The following is a 16,941-nucleotide window of genomic DNA, read 5'->3' as shown; positions in this document are numbered from 1 at the left end:
GTTATCTAATTATGGTACTGTATCAACCTAGCCCGGATCACCCCGGATCAAGTCCGGGGGGACACGCAGGGGAATAAGCAAGGTTAATCTGTGGTCTCAATCCACTTCCTGGCATTCACAAATGCTTCCAGCCATGGTGAAACTTCGTCCTTTTGTGCTCTTTCAGGATAATTTGCCCAGTTCCATGGGAACGTAGAACGCTCAATATGAGGCATCAACACCAGATGTCTTCCGGTAGCATCACACATCATGGCCGTATTGAAATCTGAACCATTTGGATTGGCAGGATAGCTCTCATAGCCATATTTAGCTACAATATTATACTGATCTTCTGCGTATGGCAATTTGAATTTGCCCTCTCCATGCGATATCCATACACCTAATGTGGCTCCTTCAAGGGATGAAAGCATGACCGAATTGTTTTTCTGGATCTTTACGGATGTAAACCCGCTTTCGTGCTTATGAGAGGTATTGTGATGCAGCTTTCCATGAACTTCATGCTCCGGGTTGATCAATTCAAGCTCCATCATCAGCTGACAGCCATTACAGATACCCACCGATAAGGTATCTTCCCGTTTGAAGAAATTCTTCAGGGCTGTATTCGCTTTCTCATTGTATAAAAATGCTCCTGCCCAGCCTTTTGCCGAACCCAGCACATCCGAATTGGAGAATCCTCCTACTGCACCAATAAATTGTATATCCTCAAGCGTTTCTCTGCCTGAGATCAGGTCGGTCATGTGAACATCTTTCACATCAAAACCTGCAAGAAACATCGCATTAGCCATTTCGCGTTCAGAATTACTTCCCTTCTCGCGAATGATAGCTGCTTTTGGTCTCGCTGTTCCTTTCGCAATTACAGGTAATTTACCATCAAAATTTGCCGGAAAATTGAATTGTAAAGGCTGATTTTTATAATTGCTATAACGCTCCTGCGCCATTCCGTTCTTCGATTGCTTTGAATCTAAGAGGAAAGAAGTTTTGTACCAGGTATCTCTGGTTTCAGACACATTGAATGTGAATGAGTCATTATTGTTCTTAATTATTACTGAATTGCCTTCTGCAACCGATCCTATTTTAAAGATCTCTATACCATTTTGAGCAAAAACAGCTTCCACAGATGCATCAGCCTGGAAAACTACTGCGATGTTTTCGTTAAAGAATGCTTTTACAGTATCCTGTTCATTTAATGAACTCAGATCATAGTCGGCTCCCAGATTAACTTCCGCAAAGCTTAACTCCAGTAAAGTGGTAATCAAACCCCCACTGCCAACATCGTGTCCCGCTTTGATCTTACGCTCTTTGATCAGGTCCTGCAATACGTTGAAAGCCTTTTTGAAATAAGCCGAATCCTTAATTGTTGGAACCTCTGTTCCTACCCTGTTCAGGATCTGAGCAAAAGAAGAACCACCCAGCTTGAAGGTATCCTGAGATAAGTTGAGGTAATAGATGTTTCCTCCATTGCGTTTAAGAACCGGCTCAACCACCTTGGTGATATTTGAGCAATTTCCTCCTGCAGAAATAATCACCGTTCCAGGGGCAATAACTTCATCATTCGGGTATTTCTGCTTCATTGAAAGCGAATCCTTACCTGTAGGAATATTGATTCCCAGTTCAATAGCAAAATCAGAACATGCTTTTACGGCTTCATATAAACGGGCATCTTCACCTTCGTTCTTACAAGCCCACATCCAATTCGCTGAGAGTGAAACAGACTTTAAACCATCTTTTAATGGAGCCCAGACAATATTTGAAAGTGCCTCAGCAATGGCCGTACGTGAACCGGCTGCCGGATCAATTAATGCAGAAACCGGAGAATGCCCGATGGAAGTGGCTATGCCTTCCTTGCCTTTAAAATCAAGGGCCATCACACCCACATTGTTTAATGGTAATTGTAAAGGACCAGCACATTGCTGCTTGGCCACTTTACCGCCAACACAACGGTCGACCTTATTGGTTAACCAGTCTTTACAGGCCACCGCTTCCAGTTGCAAAACCTGATTCAGGTATGCAGGAATATCTGAAGTGCTGTAACTTAGTTCAGCATAATTTCTTTTGACTGTTTTATCGGCCATGATGGTTTTCGGAGAACTTCCGAAGAAATCTTCCAAAGCATAATCCATAGGCTTTAAGCCTGTTGATTTTGACTCGAAGGTAAATCGGTGGTCATTGGTTACATCACCTACCTCATACATTGGAGAACGCTCACGGTCGGCAATGCGCTTCAGGGTATCAATATCTTTTTGGCCGATCACCAGACCCATACGTTCCTGTGATTCGTTACCAATAATTTCTTTTGCTGATAAGGTTGGATCGCCAACAGGCAATTTATCCAGATCAATGAGTCCGCCGGTAGCTTCCACCAATTCAGAAAGGCAGTTTAAATGCCCTCCAGCACCATGATCGTGAATAGAGACGATCGGGTTATGATCGCTTTCCACCAGGCCACGAATGGCATTGGCTGCTCGTTTCTGCATTTCTGGATTAGAACGCTGAATGGCATTGAGCTCAATTCCGGAACCGAAAGCACCAGTATCTGCTGATGAAACCGCAGCTCCACCCATTCCGATCCGATAATTCTCACCTCCCAGGATCACAATTTTATCACCCTCCTTTGGAGTTTGCTTGATCGCCTGGTCCAGTTTCCCGTAACCAACACCACCTGCCTGCATGATAACTTTATCGTATCCAGTCTTACGATCGTTCTCTTCATGCTCAAAAGTTAGAACAGAGCCGGTGATCAAAGGCTGACCGAATTTATTTCCAAAATCTGAAGCTCCGTTGGAGGCTTTGATGAGGATATCAACGGGTGTTTGGTAGAGCCATGGGCGTTCGGGCATGGCGGTTTCCCACCCACGACCCTGACCCTGATTTTCATCAGGGTGACTAAAGTTGCGATCTTCTGAATATCCCTCCTCCAGTCTTGAATATGAGGTCATGTAGACTGCAGTTCCTGCCAATGGTAATGAACCCTGTCCTCCTGCCAGACGGTCGCGGATCTCTCCTCCGGAGCCGGTTGCAGCACCATTAAAAGGCTCAACCGTAGTTGGGAAATTATGGGTCTCTGCTTTCAGGGATAAAACAGATTCAAATTCTTTTTCTTCGTAAAAATCAGGCTTATCGGCGCTTTTAGGTGCAAACTGAGTCAGTTTAGGGCCCTTTACAAAGGCCACATTATCTTTATAGGCCGAAACGATATCATTAGGATTCGTTTCAGATGTTTTGCGGATCAACTTGAACAGGGATGTCGGTTTTTCTTCTCCATCAATTACAAAGGTACCGTTGAAGATTTTATGACGACAATGCTCCGAATTAGCTTGTGAGAAGGCGAAAATTTCAGAATCTGTTAATTTTCTACCCAGTTTAATCGCAAGATTATCCAAATAATCAACTTCCTCAGCACTTAAAGCCAATCCTTCAGATTTATTATAGGCAGCTATATCGCTGATGTCCAGAATAGGCTCCGGCTGAATATGGATGGTGTAGATCTCCTGATTAAGCTCACTATATTTCTGAGAAAGCATCGGGTCGAAGGCATTGAAATCGGCAGGAACCTTTTCAAATTCCTCGATACGAATAATCCCTTCAATACCCATGTTCTGCGTGATCTCCACCGCATTGGTGCTCCAGGGTGTGATCATTGCCGCACGCGGACCAACATAATAGCCCGGCAGTACAGAATCCGCTGATTTTTGTGATTCCCCGAATAACCAGTTCAGTTTCTTAATATCCTCATGGGATATCTCAGCATGTGTTTGAACTGCAAAAACCTTATAATGTGGGGAGACAAAAAAATGGATCATTGAACGTTTTCTTTGGGTGCCTGTATTAGAAATGCAAAGTTAATTTTTTTATGGGAATTTGGGCGGGAGAATGTGATTATGATTTGATTTTGTAGTATGTGTTTTGATGGATTTGTGGTCTGAAGCATTGGATTACATTGGGATTGAATGAGACTCCTGGAAGATCCTTTAAAATCATTTTGATTCTCAAGTTAAAAGACCAAAGAAGTTATCCAGCATTAAGGAATTGCGATAGGAGGTTTTAGGCTTGTGATCCGGGTACTGTCACAAACAAAGTCATCAATGAATCTGGACAAGGAATACGATGAATTATTCCAATATTTCAACTATTTTTTTTGATAACATTTTGATAATGAGTACATTTAATAAAGGCATTATGAATTGAGCCAATACCCCTGGATTTGGTGACCTTGTTGCAGTATATTCCTCACTAAACACAAGTAATCGGTCATGACAGAACTAAACGAAACTCACTGCAAAACTTCAATTTAAAAACAAAAATATGTCAAATCAAATTTTTCCTTGCTTGTGGTTTGATGGTATATCCAAAGAAGCTGCAGATTATTACTGTTCCGTTTTCAAAAATTCAAAAATAGTATCTGAAAATTCAATGGTTGTAATTTTTGAACTCAACGAAACAAAATTCATGGCACTCAACGGTGGACCTCAATATAAGTTTTCACCAGCAAACTCGTACGTAATTACTTGTGACACCCAGGAAGAAATAGATCATTATTGGGAAAAATTAGGCGATGGCGGAACTTACAGTAAATGTGGCTGGCTTGATGATAAATTTGGAGTATCCTGGCAAATCGTTCCTACTATTTTAGGTGAACTAATGAGTAACCCTGAAAAATCTCAAAAAGTTACAGAAGTGTTTTTACAAATGACAAAATTTGACATTGAAAAACTAATTAACGCTTAATAAATAAAAATCATGGCACTTATCAATCCTTATATTAACTTCAACGGAAATGCAGAAGAAGCATTCAATTTTTACAAATCAGTTTTTGGTGGTGAGTTCGCCATAATCAGTCGTTTTAAAGATCTGGCAGGCCCGGAATTCCCAGTATCAGAAAATGAAGCAAATAAAATAATGCACATCGCTTTGCCTATCGGCAAAAACATTTTAATGGCTAATGACGTTCCAGAAAGTATGGGACGAGTAAACGAAAATGAAAACAGATCTAAAATTTCGATTAGCACAGAAAGCAAAGAAGAAGCTGATAAATTATTCCATGGACTTTCAGAGGGCGGCAAAATAGAAATGCCAATGGCCGACAGTCCCTGGGGTTCCTATTTTGGAATGTTTAGAGACAAATTTGGCATTGAATGGATGATAGATTTTGACGCAAAATATAAGGGACAAATTTAACCGAAGAAAAGCAACGAACCGCTGACAGGGGTTTTGCAAAAAGCGGGTTCAGTGATAAATTGAACATTCGAAATTCTAATGAACATTTGTGCTAAACCGAACAGTTGTACTTCTAAAAACACTTCCTCTCAAAGCCCAAAACCATTGGGCGCAAGCCGCGGACTCCACAAAACGTGACTACTAATTTTGAAATTCTGAAACGACACAAATAGCAAGAATATCATTAAAAAATAATTATGGACAAGCCAAATAAAAAGGACTACTTTGTATTAGCACCATCTCAAATTGCCTGGGTCGTGAGGGATATAGAGAAATCAAAGACTTTATATAGAAGTTTTGGATTCCGTGATATCGAAGCCTATCCAGAAATGGAAATTCCGGAAGAATTTAAAGACTATTTGTTGTTTATGGAATTAGATTTTGCAGACAAAATTAAATAAACCTGTTTTCTGTATGATAATAAAATACTTTAACAGAGCATTTGCAAAATGACAGGGCCAATTCTATATTGAACAATCGAAATTAAAATCGATAATTGTTTTAAACTGAATGTATTTGCTTCAATTTCTGCAAGCACATAAAGCTAAAAACCATTTTCGGCAAGCAATTGAAACCATTAATAAACTATTATTCAAAATAGAAATCATGCTAAAAATCAAATTCTATACATTAATAATCTTGATTGCCTTCTGTCAAAATATTTTTGGACAAGAGAAAGAAATAATTATCCCGTTTAAATTAACTGAGTATAATAATATTTCTATTCAAGCAACTTTAAATGAAAAAGACACCGTCAATTTAATGTTTCATACTGCCGCTAATTCCGTTACATTGATAGAAGACGCCACAAAAAAAATCAAAAGTCTAAACTTTAACAATAATACTGAGGGAGTAAAAAGCTGGGGTGGAGAAACAAATTCATCTCGACTTAGTGAAAATAATTCTATACAAATTGGCGAGTTAAAACTCAAAGGTATTTCCATTTGGGAAAATAAATACTCAGGACCTCACACAGATGGAAAGTTTGGCATTGATTTGTTTAAGGATAAAGTTTTGAAATTGGATTTTGAAAGGAATATCCTAATAATATCTTCTCTCTTACCAAATGATGTAAGAAGATATCAAAAACTCAAACTTGTTTTTGAAGATGAAATGATGTTTTTAGAAGCAAGTTTTAAAATAAATAATATGGTTAAAAAAAATAGGTTTTTAATTCATTCCGGATATTCCGGAGACCTCTTATTTGACGACAAATTTGCAAGTGATAACCAAATGGAAGTAAACTTAAAAATTACCGGAGAAAAAGAATTGAAAGACTCTTATGGTAATGTTTTAACAACTATGAAAGCTATTATACCCTACTTAGAAATAGGAACTGTTAAATTATCCAACGTTCCGGTTGGTTTCTTTTCCGGAGCAATTGGCAGACAAAAAATGAGTGTTATGGGTGGAGATATTTTAAAAAGATTCAATATAATAATTGATTCTAAGAGAGAATACATTTATCTAAAACCTAACGAGTTGAAAAATATAGAATACACGAAAAGCTAAATTAAATTCAACTTTTTGTTAACATGGGTTTGATAAAACAGAGACTGAGCTGAGATGCTGCATTGACCCATGTATAGTAAAACAACATGTATAGTAAAACAAATAGTAGTGGATCTTTTAACCAATCTTCCACCCATCAAATTGAGAACAATTAATATCATTTTTAAAGCTGCTTATGGTCTATTCGCTCCGTGTTAGCATGGTCTTTTTGCATTAGAAATAGGGCTAGGCTCTGCGGGTATGAGTGGGATGAAATCATAAGTGGTTGGTGAAAAATAGCAACCACAGGAAAACTTTTATAAATGTTAAACAAATCGTTCATTCACTGAACCTCCGTTCACCTCTCTTCCGCCTTGGCTGGTGCGGCACGTACCCAATTAGCCAACCCACTGACTTTCATAGCATCAGACGCAGCGGTGGCGTTTTGGTTCTTTTTTGCTGCAGAAAAAGAACAAGGCCCCCGCGGCCTTTGAGCGGGCTGAAAAATCAGAAAAATTGTATCATTCGATGAAAAAAATATTAAAGATGAGAGTTCATTTTTTGCCTTTGGCAATGAGATTTTGATACTTTTTCTTGATAAAAAGTATCCAATGCCGAACCGCCCTTCAGCGGTGAGACCACGAAGGCCTATAAAAAACAATAATAAAATCCTGAGTAACATCAAGAAAGAACCCCGTATAAAAAACGGGACAGGCTTCGCTTCCACGGCCGAGGGCAAAACTCCTGGCCCGCCGTTCTTTCATCCCACCGCACTGGTATAATACTTCATTTAAAATGATTTTTCATTAGTCATAATCTGACAGGGTAATAGGATGAACGTTAATGGTGATATGAATGTTCATCCATCAACGGCTGCGTACAGGGCTTTGAAGGTTTGTGCTTTGGCAAGGTTTGGATTTACCGCCCTGTCCAATGCCGTACACTACGTTTATGAATGTGTGGTGATCTACAAAAATTTAATCTTTACTAGAATTCTCTTTAACAATGGAGGATCGTCAATAAAAACATCATTCAGTTCCGACATAGGGTGCTATTCACTAACCAAAATGATCAATGTCTTGCTAAAATGTTATTCATCACATGAATAGTTTATTCAAACGGATGAATAATTTATTCAGAGGCAGAACCAGTACCTACAGAATTCCGATCGGACCAAACCAGATAAATACTGATTTAACAACAGCTATTTTCATCAGCCTGAATAACAGAATTTGAGTTTGAATAAATATTCATGCCTGAATGAATTATTCAAACAGTCCTAAAACTGAGCCTGGAGGCTTATAATTAATATTTTATCAGTTTGGAATAGGAGATTGTTTATAATCAGAATATATAAATATGGGCTGACAAAACTTCTTCAATTGTCAGCATTTGCTTTATTTTTGTTGTTTCTTTATTCTTATTTACAACCTAAATAGGTTGGATCCTGTTTGAAGACGTCCTGTAAAACTATACCAACACTATTAAACCGAATTACCGAACGCAGATGGATTACATTGTAAAAAATGAAAAATTAGTTATTCAACACATTCCAGGAAATGGGGCGTGGACTTATCAACTAATTATTCCCAATACAAAGGATATTAAAGGGAAATGGGGGGAGTTAAAGGTTTCCGGAACAATTGACGACTATGAAATTAAACACAAGAATTTAGGGCCAATGAAAAATTCTGATAAGAAAATGGCACTGAATTCTGATATCAGAAAGTCTATTAATAAGAGTGGTGGTGATGTTGTGTCAGTAACATTATTTCTTGAAAAGCAGAATAAAATTAATGACACTGATGAAATTCTGGAGTGTTTTAGAGATGCAGAAGTTTTAGAGATTTTTGATAAAATAGATAAAAGCGAACAAAAGCTAATTCTTATGAATATAAAGAAAGTTGCGACTGAAGACCAAAAAACAGAGAAAATTTTAAAAGCAATTGTAAAACTTGAGAAATTAAAGACCTGAAATCACCACTAACAACACGTTTTTAAAACCGGAAATTTTTCTCACAGCATAAAATAAGTGATGCTTTAATCAAATATCCCCCTCCCAATAAAAAGGACCTTCACTATACAAGAGCAGTTCGATTTGAACTGCTCTTGTATTAATAGCAAGCTTTTAGGTAATACTTTCCTTGACACGCTCACACATTTCAACGTTTGATGGTCACGAGCAAGAAAGTAGCAGGTATTGAAGTAGTATTCTTGTCGGTGCTTTTGTTTTGACTGTTAAACAGAGCTTCCAATTCACTTTGCAAGGCCATCACCTTTCCATTTTTTTCTGCAGCCTCAAAAGCATTCATTGTGGGCCCATAATAATTTTTGAATGTGCTGACAAATTCTGATGGTGAATATGGGGCGTTAAAAGTAAATGTATCCTTAGTAAATGATATATTTTCCTTCGCTATACCTGCATTAGTAAAGCGTTCTATAACATTATCCTCTACACCCCACAACATCGGACTAACAAAACCCTCGGGTGGTGCCGGTGTATACGAAGAACTAACTTTTAATATTTGTGCTACCAATGTAGGATCTCCGGGTATCCAGTTACCCATAACGATTCTTCCACCTTTACGGGTAACACGAACCATTTCCTTAGCAACATCAAATGGCCTGGGTGCGAACATCGCACCGAAGATACTTACAACAAGATCGAAGGTTTGATCGTGCAGTGAATTCAAATCTGTTGCATCACCCTCCTGAAAATTAATATTTGTCAGGCCTTCAGCTTTTGCTCTCCTGTTTCCTGCGTCAACTAGATTCCTGGCGATATCAACGCCCAAAACCTTAGCGCCCAATTTCGCTTCCGGTATTGCTGTAGTTCCATCACCACAACCTAAGTCAAGAATGTTAAGACCTTTTGTGATGCCGAGTTTGGACACAAGTGCCACACCGCTTTCACGCATGGTGTCAGCGATTCGGGTGAAGTCACCCTTTTCCCATAATGCTTTGTTTGGATTTGGGATTGTTAGAGTTGTCTGAGTCATTTTTCCAGGATTTAATGTTTAGAAATAATACAAAAATAAGCTATAGCCCATCTCTTCACTTTGCCATAAAGTCCAAAAAATATTCTTAAAAGTTCAGGAGGACAACTTTTTTCGAATCGCAGAAGGTGTTGCCTGATAGCGCTCTTTAAAGGAACGAGTGAAATGAGATGCGTTTTCAAAGCCACTTTCAAATGCTACTTCATTCACGTTTTTTTCTTTATCTGCCAATAGCTGCAAAGCATGGTTCAATCTCTTTTCCAATAACCATTTCCCGGGAGTGGTATGCATTACTTTCTGAAAATCCCTTTTAAACGCAGACAAGCTACGATTACAGAGTTCGGCATATTGTTCAAGCATAAGGTTAAAGCAATAGTTGTCCTCCATTATCCTTTGCATGGAAACGGATTGCGGCTCATGCATCAACGAACAGAAATAGGAAAGCAATTCTGCATTGTGAGGATCATCCGCAAGGGTTAAAATCAATTCCCGGAATTTTAATTCCAATAGTCCTTTGTCAGGTTCTTTGGTATTGCCAAAATAAGATGATATCGATAAAAAAAAAGTTTCTAATCTCTCGTTCGTATTTAAGGGTATAACGGTGCCGTAATTTTTGTCCATCTTACGTATTGGAATGGATCTGGACTTCAGCGTCTCGCAAATAAATTGATCGGGAATAAAAAAGAGTACAAGACAAAAACCAATATCAAAAAACTGTTCAATGATACTGGCACCCTTTTGTATAAAAACACAACTTCCTTTTTTAAGGTCATAAGAGCCATGGGCTGTGTGCCATACTTTTCTTCCATCGACTACGTAGAAAACATAATTATTCTGGGCCCATAAATCAGTAAAGCGATTCTTCATGAGCCTTGCCTCCAGCGGACAATTAAAGGCTGTGATAAGACTTTCACCACAGTTAAATTGACGGGAATATTCCGGATGTTTTAAAACACTGTCGATAAAATTGACCATCGTGCAATTCGTAAGAAGTTTAAAGTTAATGAATTAAATGTTTTTTACCAATGCTGACGGTGTGAACTCAGACAACATACTGTACGTGGAGTTAAGCGCAGTTTCTCTATGGATTTCCAATTAGGGGGAGTCTTCAGACTACCAATAAATATAAAATATCATTCCAAGCCTACGCTTAAAATACGGACAAAGGAGGTTATATTCCTCTTATAGAAAAAAGCAAGCCGGCAGCCCCTCTCCCGGCTTCTTTACTCACCAAAACCTCTGCATTATACACCGCCTTATCAACCACCCAATCGCAATAAGCACTGCCAATCCAATGAATATCAGTAATGGCGGCCAATGTTTTTTTCTAAAACCCTGGTCCCGTTTTCACTTTGCTCTTTTGCCTGAACCACTGTACTATCCACCCAGGCTTGCAGCACCCTTCTCAGCAATCCCCTAACTTCAATCTTCTCAGCCTTACCCCAACCCTCAAACCAACCGTTTACTCAATCATACAGCAATATTTACCATCACCATTTAGAAATAGGTATTTTTAGGACAATTGGGCCTCTGGCGACGACTCTAAAGTCGTTTAAGTCCCTAATTCATTTGAGAAAAATGGAAGCAGAAGATAATAATAAGGAAGGCTTCATCCCCAAACACGGTGGTTACCGCAACCTGATCACTTATCAGAAATCGGAAATTATCTATGATGGTACGATATATTTTACCAAACGTTTTTTTACCAGATACGACCGCACCATCGATCAGATGGTGCAGGCCGCCCGAAGCGGTAAACAAAATATAGTTGAGGCCAGCATGGCTTCCGGGACTTCAAAAGAAATGGAAATAAAGTTAACCAATGTCGCCAGGGCTTCCCTGGAGGAACTGAGAATAGATTATGAAGATTTTTTAAGAAGCAATAAATATGAAATTTGGAATAAAGAACATAAATATGTTGCAAGACTCAGGGAACTGAACAAAATACCAAACCCAAACTATGAAACCTTCAAAAAAGGGATTGAAAATGAAAGCCCTGAAATTTGTGCCAATGTGATGATAGGCCTGATCAGGCTTGTAAGCTATTTACTTTATAACCAGATCAAATCATTAGAACAGTCTTTTTTAAAAGAAGGTGGCTTAAGGGAGAGAATGACAAAGGCTAGATTAGAACTACGAAATAAGGACAAAAAGGACAAGTTGGGACACTGAATCGGCAATAAGTCCCATTTGTCCTTAGAGTCCTTAGAAGTTAATAAACAAGCAAGCAACACAAGCCCCTCTCAGCTAATTTACTCACCCAGGCACTACATCACCCACCGCCTCAACCCCCACCCGACAAGAATTATACCCGCCAAAACAATCAATAGCAGCATTAGGGGCCAGCGTTTTGTTTCCAAAAACCCGGTTCTGGATTTTTCCGACTTTTCGCTACTCTGTTTTACCTCATAAGCCCGCCCACTTTGCTGTTCCTCCTGAATCGCTGTACTATCCAACCGGGCTTGCACCCTCCTAACCCTTCCCCTAACTTCAATCTTATGTATCGTCCTAAAAAAAGTTTACAGGTTTTATTTAATCCTGAAATATGTTTACAGGTTTTTTGTTGTCCTGAATTGGGTTTACAATTTTAGCATTTTTGTTATAATAGTTTTTCCATAATTTTTCCACAAGGAGTTCTTCTGAATGAACTTTTTCTGGTGTTAGTAATCCAATACTGAAGTGCGGTCTATCTTGATTGTATAGTTTTACTGCTTGTCTCGTCCTGAAATAGCTATACAGGTTAATGTTCTATCTATCGGGCTGAAGCCCGGAAACGAACAAACTCGATAACCCCAGCTAAAGCTGGAGCCTATTAAGCGACCGTACTAGATTATCTGTAATTGAAATTTTTGATAAATCTATTCCCCGGCTAAAGCTGGAGTCTATTGAGCGACCAGTTGCTACTGCCTTTGAAATGATTGAATAAAAAATACTGAGCGTTGGGATAGCCGCATCGCTCAATAGCCCGGTGCTTTAGCTCCGGGTAAAGATCCGGTTTGCAGATCGGGCTTCAGCCCAAAACCTAGCCGATCAGAATGGAACAAATACCGGTACTTCAGCGCCGAAATACCGGTAAATAATCCACATCTACCATTCAGCTATTCGACATGTTCTGCAAGGCATGTCGAATTTCAGATGATGCGGGTTTTAAACCCGCTTTTATTAAGAGTACGGGATGTGCAGGCTAACATCCCGAACAGCGGAGACATTGGATGCCAATTTTGAAAATTACTGCTATATAATATTCTTGCATCCATCATAAATCCCCTTTCCAATAAAAGATGTCATCACCATTTATATCAATCGAAATTTTAGTAATATTGAGTTATGACCATTCAATTATATCTCGACACTTTAAATCTTCGATATAAAACCGGAATAAGCAGGGAACATACTTTCCATCACTGAATATAGGATACGGAGGGGAAAACAACAGAGGTTCAGAACAGGATCATCCGGAGAGAATCCTGATTTGCTCCTTTGGAATTACTAAAATGAAACAGCAATACTCGTGGTTAATTCGCACTATGGTTTACTTACGATGATGAACGCTCTGCAAAGCTCAAAAGCAGGTATGTTAAAAAACATAAGCTTGCAGGAGTGTTTTTCCGGGAATACTTTAGTGATCCTGATGGGAACCTGCTGAATGAACTGAATAAGCACTTAAATAAATATATTAAATAAATTTTAAATGAAATATCTCTTTACGATAAACAGGCTGTCCCTGCTCATTTCAATTGTTTTTCTTGCCAATTTGCCGGCTAAGGCGCAGACGGAGATCAGCAAATGGCAGGATGGAAAAAAAGGCGCTGTTTCCATCACTTATGATGACGGCTCGGTTAACCAGTTTAGAAAAGCCCTGCCCATTATGAACAGGCTGAACATCCCGGCCACGTTTTTTATTATCACCGGACAGATCCCGGGCAGCCAATACCAGGGCAGATTTATTGGTCGTCCTGTAAAAACCATTAAAGAGGAAGCTGCGAGGATCCCGACAAGTAAGGACAATTTCTATGAAAGGGCCTCGGCTGCAGGCTTTCTTGGATACATTGGAACACTGGAATATCACAGCAACGCGGGTGCGCAGATCGATGCGGGCAAGCCGGAAGAAGCTTACCGCATTATGGATGAGCTATATAAAAAGGTTCTGAACAATGAGTTTAAGGAAGGTCAGCAGGGCAATAATGAAGTGAATGATGCCAAAGGTATCAGCTGGGACGATATCCGTTCATATGCAGCTCAGGGCCATGAATTTGCCAGCCATACTGTTACTCACGCACGCCTGGCTGCCCTTGATGAAGTAAATATGCTCTATGAGCTCGAAAAGAGCAAAGCGGATATTCTTAAGCAGCTTGGTCCAAAGCATATTTTTTCCGCTGAGGGTCCTTACGGGACCGAGAACGAGCGTGTGATGGAATATGCACATAAGATCTATCCGGCACTTCGGAACAGGATGCCAGAGCCTTTTCTGGTAGAACTGAACCGCTCAAGCCGCAAAGAGCCCGGCCCCATCAATAAAGAGTATGTTCAGTGGCAGCGCGGTGCAACCACAAAGACCCCTTTAGCACAAATGAAATCATGGATCGATACCACCGCAGCGAATGATAATATCTGGCTTGTCCTGGTTATTCATGGTGTGGATGGCATAGGTTGGGAAGCGCTCAGCAGCGACTCCCTTGATCAATATTTTCAGCATATGAAATCCAAAGATAAGGATCTCTGGATCGCCACTTTTGGTGATGCAACGAAGTATATACGTGAAAGAATGAATGCTTCTGTAAAAACCAGGGACAATAAAAACAATATGGTAATAAAACTTAGCCATTCATTGGATAAGACGATGTATGACCTTCCCTTAACATTAAAGACCTATATCCCTTCCGCCTGGAAAGAGGTAGAGATTAAACAAGGCAATGTGAATACGCGTATCCGTCCGCAGCACGATACCAGGGGCAGCTATGTACAATACCGTGCTAAACCTAATTCTGCTGAGATCGTACTGAGGGGAATTTAGTATTTTCCCCTTGTTGGTGTCTGCACCAACAAGAGATAAAGTCCAAATTATTTTAATGTTGAAGCATACTGAAAAAAACAGGCTTTTCTGTCAGAAAAACAATTAAGCACTGACACATTTGCCCCAATAGACCTCTTAGATTACATCTATGCTGTTTTACATTCGCCTAGCTATCGCGAGAAGTATAAAGAATTCTTGAAAATAGATTTCCCAAGGGTTCCATACCCTGAAAACCAAGAAACTTTCTGGAAGCTAGTAAAACTGGGAGGTGAAATCAGGCAAATCCATTTATTAGAAAGCGCAGAAGTTAACGAATACATCACCCAATACCCTATTGATGGTGATAACATCGTAACCAAAATCAAATTCGAGGAAAATTACGAAATCATTGATGGAGATACGGTCACCTTTATGGACCCTGTTTATCCAATGGGAAGAGTTTATATTAATGATACCCAATATTTTCAAATTGTTCCTGAAGTAGCCTGGAACTTTTATATAGGAGGATATCAACCTGCTCAGAAATGGTTAAAAGATCGTAAAGGAAGGGAATTGAGTTTTGAGGATATTTTACATTATCAAAAGATTATTGTGGCATTGAAGAGGACTGAGGAGTTGATGAAAGAGATAGATTTAGTGAAAATAAAGTAACCATTTAAATTTTCTTACAAAAGATGGATATTTAAGCTTTTCGGATGAATGTTTGATGTGAATATATTATACAAAATCACTACGTTATTATATCTGAATTCTTATATATTTGCACTCCAATCATAGAAAAGAGTTGATTATTTAGCAATTTAAAATGACTGGAAACGTCCTGAAAATATTGCCCGGATGGCGAAATTGGTAAACGTTGCGGTCTCAGAAGCCGTTGGAGTTATATCCTTGAGAGTTCGAGTCTCTCTTCGGGCACGAATGAATCGGTTGTCTGTTATCAGTTTTCTGTTATCTGTAAACAGCAAATCACGGCAGACAACAGATAACAGCAAACAATAATATTGCCCAGGTGGCGAAATTGGTAGACGCACCACTTTGAGGGGGTGGCGCCCTAACGGGTGTGGCAGTTCGAATCTGCTCCTGGGCACCAATCGCAAAAGTTTAATGAATAGTCTTGTAATCCCTCAGTCTTCTGACTTCTGACCTCAGACTTCTGACCTCAGACTTCCAACTCCAACCCATCATAAGCCAGAAAAACCCCTTCAGGCAATTGTTCCGAGACTTCGGCATGAGTGCCCAAACGGTGACTGATATGCGTTAAATACGTCTTGTTTGCTCCGATTTCAGCTGCCAGTTCCAGGGCCTCCTCCAGTGTGAAATGGGAAATATGCTTTTCCTTCTGTAAAGCATTGATCACCAGAATACCTGAGCCTTTTATCTTTGATTTTTCCTCAGCTGTGATCGTTTTCGCATCCGTAATATAGGTAAATCCGCCAATGCGGAAACCAAATACAGGGAGCTGAAAATGCATCACCGAAATGGGAATAATATCAATGCCGGCTGCCTGGAATGGCTGTCCATCTTCAATGGTATTGAGTTTTAAACGCGGAATCCCGGGATAATTATTTCCGGAGAACACATAATGGAATTCTTTTTTAAGGGCTTCCTGTACACGTTTATGGGCATAAATATCAACTTCCGACTGTTGTTTATAGTTAAATGCCCTTACATCATCAAGTCCGGCTACATGGTCCTTATGCTCATGGGTATATAAAATAGCATCCAGGTTCTTAACACCGGCGCGAAGCATCTGGTATCGAAAATCAGGTCCGGAATCAATTACGATCGTTTTCCCTTCCACTTCTATCAGAACAGAGACACGCAATCGCTTATCATGCTTATCCGCAGACACGCAAACTACACAATCACAAGCAATCACCGGTACTCCCTGAGATGTTCCTGTTCCTAAAAATGTAACCTTCAAAGCTCTAATTTTAATTGTTTTAACTCGTATAGGAAAGCTTTCTGCTTGTCTTCAAGTAAAGTATCGTCAGTCTCAGATCTCTGCAGCAGATCAGCAAGAGCATTGATCTTGCTTTCAAGGTTAGAATACTTATTGACTATTATGACCCTGTTATTCTCCAGGACACATGAACCTGTCTTAAAATTGCCTCTTTCATACCTTAACTTAAATCCAAGTGATTTGAGCAAAGATTCAAGCTTTTCCAGGGTGTGCTGTGTATAGCTAAGTGTCATCTCATCCAAAAATAACAAAAAAGGGCTCAA

The 16,941-nt window shown here is 39.5% G+C and carries 14 protein-coding genes and 2 tRNA genes; 10 read left to right on the top strand and 6 right to left on the bottom strand.

Annotated elements, in window-relative coordinates:
- Nucleotides 1-83: 83 nt before the first annotated feature.
- Nucleotides 84-3,800: a phosphoribosylformylglycinamidine synthase gene (gene purL, locus BLR27_RS06130; protein ID WP_090701995.1), complete on the bottom strand. Its 3,717-nt coding sequence runs from the start codon at nucleotides 3,798-3,800 to the stop codon at nucleotides 84-86.
- Between the two features lie 502 nt (nucleotides 3,801-4,302).
- On the opposite strand from purL, the gene BLR27_RS06125 reads away from it, so the two are divergent.
- From BLR27_RS06125 to BLR27_RS06110, 4 genes are all read left to right on the top strand, one after another.
- Nucleotides 4,303-4,725: a VOC family protein gene (locus BLR27_RS06125; RefSeq protein WP_090701991.1), complete on the top strand. Its 423-nt coding sequence runs from the start codon at nucleotides 4,303-4,305 to the stop codon at nucleotides 4,723-4,725.
- 12 nt (nucleotides 4,726-4,737) lie between these two features.
- Complete coding sequence (locus BLR27_RS06120; RefSeq protein WP_090701987.1) at nucleotides 4,738-5,175, top strand: VOC family protein; 438 nt, start codon at nucleotides 4,738-4,740, stop codon at nucleotides 5,173-5,175.
- Nucleotides 5,176-5,411: 236 nt separating this feature from the next.
- The gene (locus tag BLR27_RS06115) at nucleotides 5,412-5,615 is read left to right on the top strand and encodes a hypothetical protein (RefSeq protein WP_221406302.1); all 204 of its coding nucleotides are present in this window, start codon (nucleotides 5,412-5,414) and stop codon (nucleotides 5,613-5,615) included.
- A gap of 109 nt (nucleotides 5,616-5,724) precedes the next feature.
- Entirely contained in the window at nucleotides 5,725-6,726 is a 1,002-nt protein-coding gene (locus tag BLR27_RS06110) for a pepsin/retropepsin-like aspartic protease family protein (protein ID WP_090701983.1), read from the top strand.
- A gap of 337 nt (nucleotides 6,727-7,063) precedes the next feature.
- Here the strand turns inward: BLR27_RS06110 and BLR27_RS18490 are convergent, their stop codons facing one another.
- Nucleotides 7,064-7,387 carry a hypothetical protein gene (locus tag BLR27_RS18490; RefSeq protein WP_090701980.1) on the bottom strand — a complete coding sequence of 108 codons (324 nt, stop codon included), beginning with the start codon at nucleotides 7,385-7,387 and terminating at the stop codon, nucleotides 7,064-7,066.
- Between the two features lie 825 nt (nucleotides 7,388-8,212).
- Between BLR27_RS18490 and BLR27_RS06100 the strand changes: the two genes are divergently transcribed.
- Nucleotides 8,213-8,680 (top strand): DUF1905 domain-containing protein, encoded by a 468-nt coding sequence (locus BLR27_RS06100; RefSeq protein ID WP_090701976.1) that lies wholly within the window; start codon nucleotides 8,213-8,215, stop codon nucleotides 8,678-8,680.
- A gap of 187 nt (nucleotides 8,681-8,867) precedes the next feature.
- Here the strand turns inward: BLR27_RS06100 and BLR27_RS06095 are convergent, their stop codons facing one another.
- Both BLR27_RS06095 and BLR27_RS06090 read right to left on the bottom strand, forming a co-directional pair.
- Nucleotides 8,868-9,704 carry a class I SAM-dependent methyltransferase gene (locus BLR27_RS06095; RefSeq protein WP_090701973.1) on the bottom strand — a complete coding sequence of 279 codons (837 nt, stop codon included), beginning with the start codon at nucleotides 9,702-9,704 and terminating at the stop codon, nucleotides 8,868-8,870.
- A gap of 93 nt (nucleotides 9,705-9,797) precedes the next feature.
- Complete coding sequence (locus BLR27_RS06090) at nucleotides 9,798-10,676, bottom strand: helix-turn-helix domain-containing protein (RefSeq protein WP_090701969.1); 879 nt, start codon at nucleotides 10,674-10,676, stop codon at nucleotides 9,798-9,800.
- A gap of 603 nt (nucleotides 10,677-11,279) precedes the next feature.
- On the opposite strand from BLR27_RS06090, the gene BLR27_RS06085 reads away from it, so the two are divergent.
- The 5 genes from BLR27_RS06085 (at nucleotide 11,280) to BLR27_RS06060 (ending at nucleotide 15,805) form a co-directional block, all read left to right on the top strand.
- Nucleotides 11,280-11,873, top strand: a complete 594-nt coding sequence (locus tag BLR27_RS06085) for a four helix bundle suffix domain-containing protein (RefSeq protein WP_090701967.1) — start codon at nucleotides 11,280-11,282, stop codon at nucleotides 11,871-11,873.
- Between the two features lie 1,519 nt (nucleotides 11,874-13,392).
- Nucleotides 13,393-14,715, top strand: a complete 1,323-nt coding sequence (locus BLR27_RS06075) for a polysaccharide deacetylase family protein (protein ID WP_090701957.1) — start codon at nucleotides 13,393-13,395, stop codon at nucleotides 14,713-14,715.
- 87 nt (nucleotides 14,716-14,802) lie between these two features.
- The gene (locus BLR27_RS06070; protein ID WP_221406303.1) at nucleotides 14,803-15,366 is read left to right on the top strand and encodes a type ISP restriction/modification enzyme; all 564 of its coding nucleotides are present in this window, start codon (nucleotides 14,803-14,805) and stop codon (nucleotides 15,364-15,366) included.
- Between the two features lie 180 nt (nucleotides 15,367-15,546).
- A tRNA-Leu gene (locus BLR27_RS06065) sits at nucleotides 15,547-15,630 on the top strand.
- An 88-nt stretch (nucleotides 15,631-15,718) separates the two neighbouring features.
- Nucleotides 15,719-15,805: transfer RNA gene (locus BLR27_RS06060), tRNA-Leu, on the top strand.
- A 69-nt stretch (nucleotides 15,806-15,874) separates the two neighbouring features.
- Here the strand turns inward: BLR27_RS06060 and BLR27_RS06055 are convergent.
- Nucleotides 15,875-16,639, bottom strand: a complete 765-nt coding sequence (locus tag BLR27_RS06055; RefSeq protein ID WP_090701952.1) for an MBL fold metallo-hydrolase — start codon at nucleotides 16,637-16,639, stop codon at nucleotides 15,875-15,877.
- Entirely contained in the window at nucleotides 16,636-16,911 is a 276-nt protein-coding gene (locus BLR27_RS06050) for a hypothetical protein (RefSeq protein WP_090701948.1), read from the bottom strand. The genes BLR27_RS06055 and BLR27_RS06050 overlap by 4 nt, the downstream gene beginning before the upstream one ends.
- Between the last annotated feature and the right edge of the window lie 30 nt (nucleotides 16,912-16,941).

This window comes from Daejeonella rubra (assembly GCF_900103545.1).
GTDB lineage: Bacteria > Bacteroidota > Bacteroidia > Sphingobacteriales > Sphingobacteriaceae > Daejeonella > Daejeonella rubra.
The sequence above is the reverse complement of the archived record's forward strand: the minus strand, read 5'-3'. Positions and strand labels throughout refer to the sequence as shown.

Excerpts from the sequence above, each read along its gene's own strand:
- purL (WP_090701995.1), bottom strand. The coding sequence starts at position 3,800 with ATGATCCATTTTTTTGTCTCCCCACATTATAAGGTTTTTGCAGTTCAA.
- BLR27_RS06125 (WP_090701991.1), top strand. The coding sequence starts at position 4,303 with ATGTCAAATCAAATTTTTCCTTGCTTGTGGTTTGATGGTATATCCAAA.
- BLR27_RS06120 (WP_090701987.1), top strand. The coding sequence starts at position 4,738 with ATGGCACTTATCAATCCTTATATTAACTTCAACGGAAATGCAGAAGAA.
- BLR27_RS06115 (WP_221406302.1), top strand. The coding sequence starts at position 5,412 with ATGGACAAGCCAAATAAAAAGGACTACTTTGTATTAGCACCATCTCAA.
- BLR27_RS06110 (WP_090701983.1), top strand. The coding sequence starts at position 5,725 with ATGTATTTGCTTCAATTTCTGCAAGCACATAAAGCTAAAAACCATTTT.
- BLR27_RS18490 (WP_090701980.1), bottom strand. The coding sequence starts at position 7,387 with ATGTTACTCAGGATTTTATTATTGTTTTTTATAGGCCTTCGTGGTCTC.
- BLR27_RS06100 (WP_090701976.1), top strand. The coding sequence starts at position 8,213 with ATGGATTACATTGTAAAAAATGAAAAATTAGTTATTCAACACATTCCA.
- BLR27_RS06095 (WP_090701973.1), bottom strand. The coding sequence starts at position 9,704 with ATGACTCAGACAACTCTAACAATCCCAAATCCAAACAAAGCATTATGG.
- BLR27_RS06090 (WP_090701969.1), bottom strand. The coding sequence starts at position 10,676 with ATGGTCAATTTTATCGACAGTGTTTTAAAACATCCGGAATATTCCCGT.
- BLR27_RS06085 (WP_090701967.1), top strand. The coding sequence starts at position 11,280 with ATGGAAGCAGAAGATAATAATAAGGAAGGCTTCATCCCCAAACACGGT.
- BLR27_RS06075 (WP_090701957.1), top strand. The coding sequence starts at position 13,393 with ATGAAATATCTCTTTACGATAAACAGGCTGTCCCTGCTCATTTCAATT.
- BLR27_RS06050 (WP_090701948.1), bottom strand. The coding sequence starts at position 16,911 with ATGACACTTAGCTATACACAGCACACCCTGGAAAAGCTTGAATCTTTG.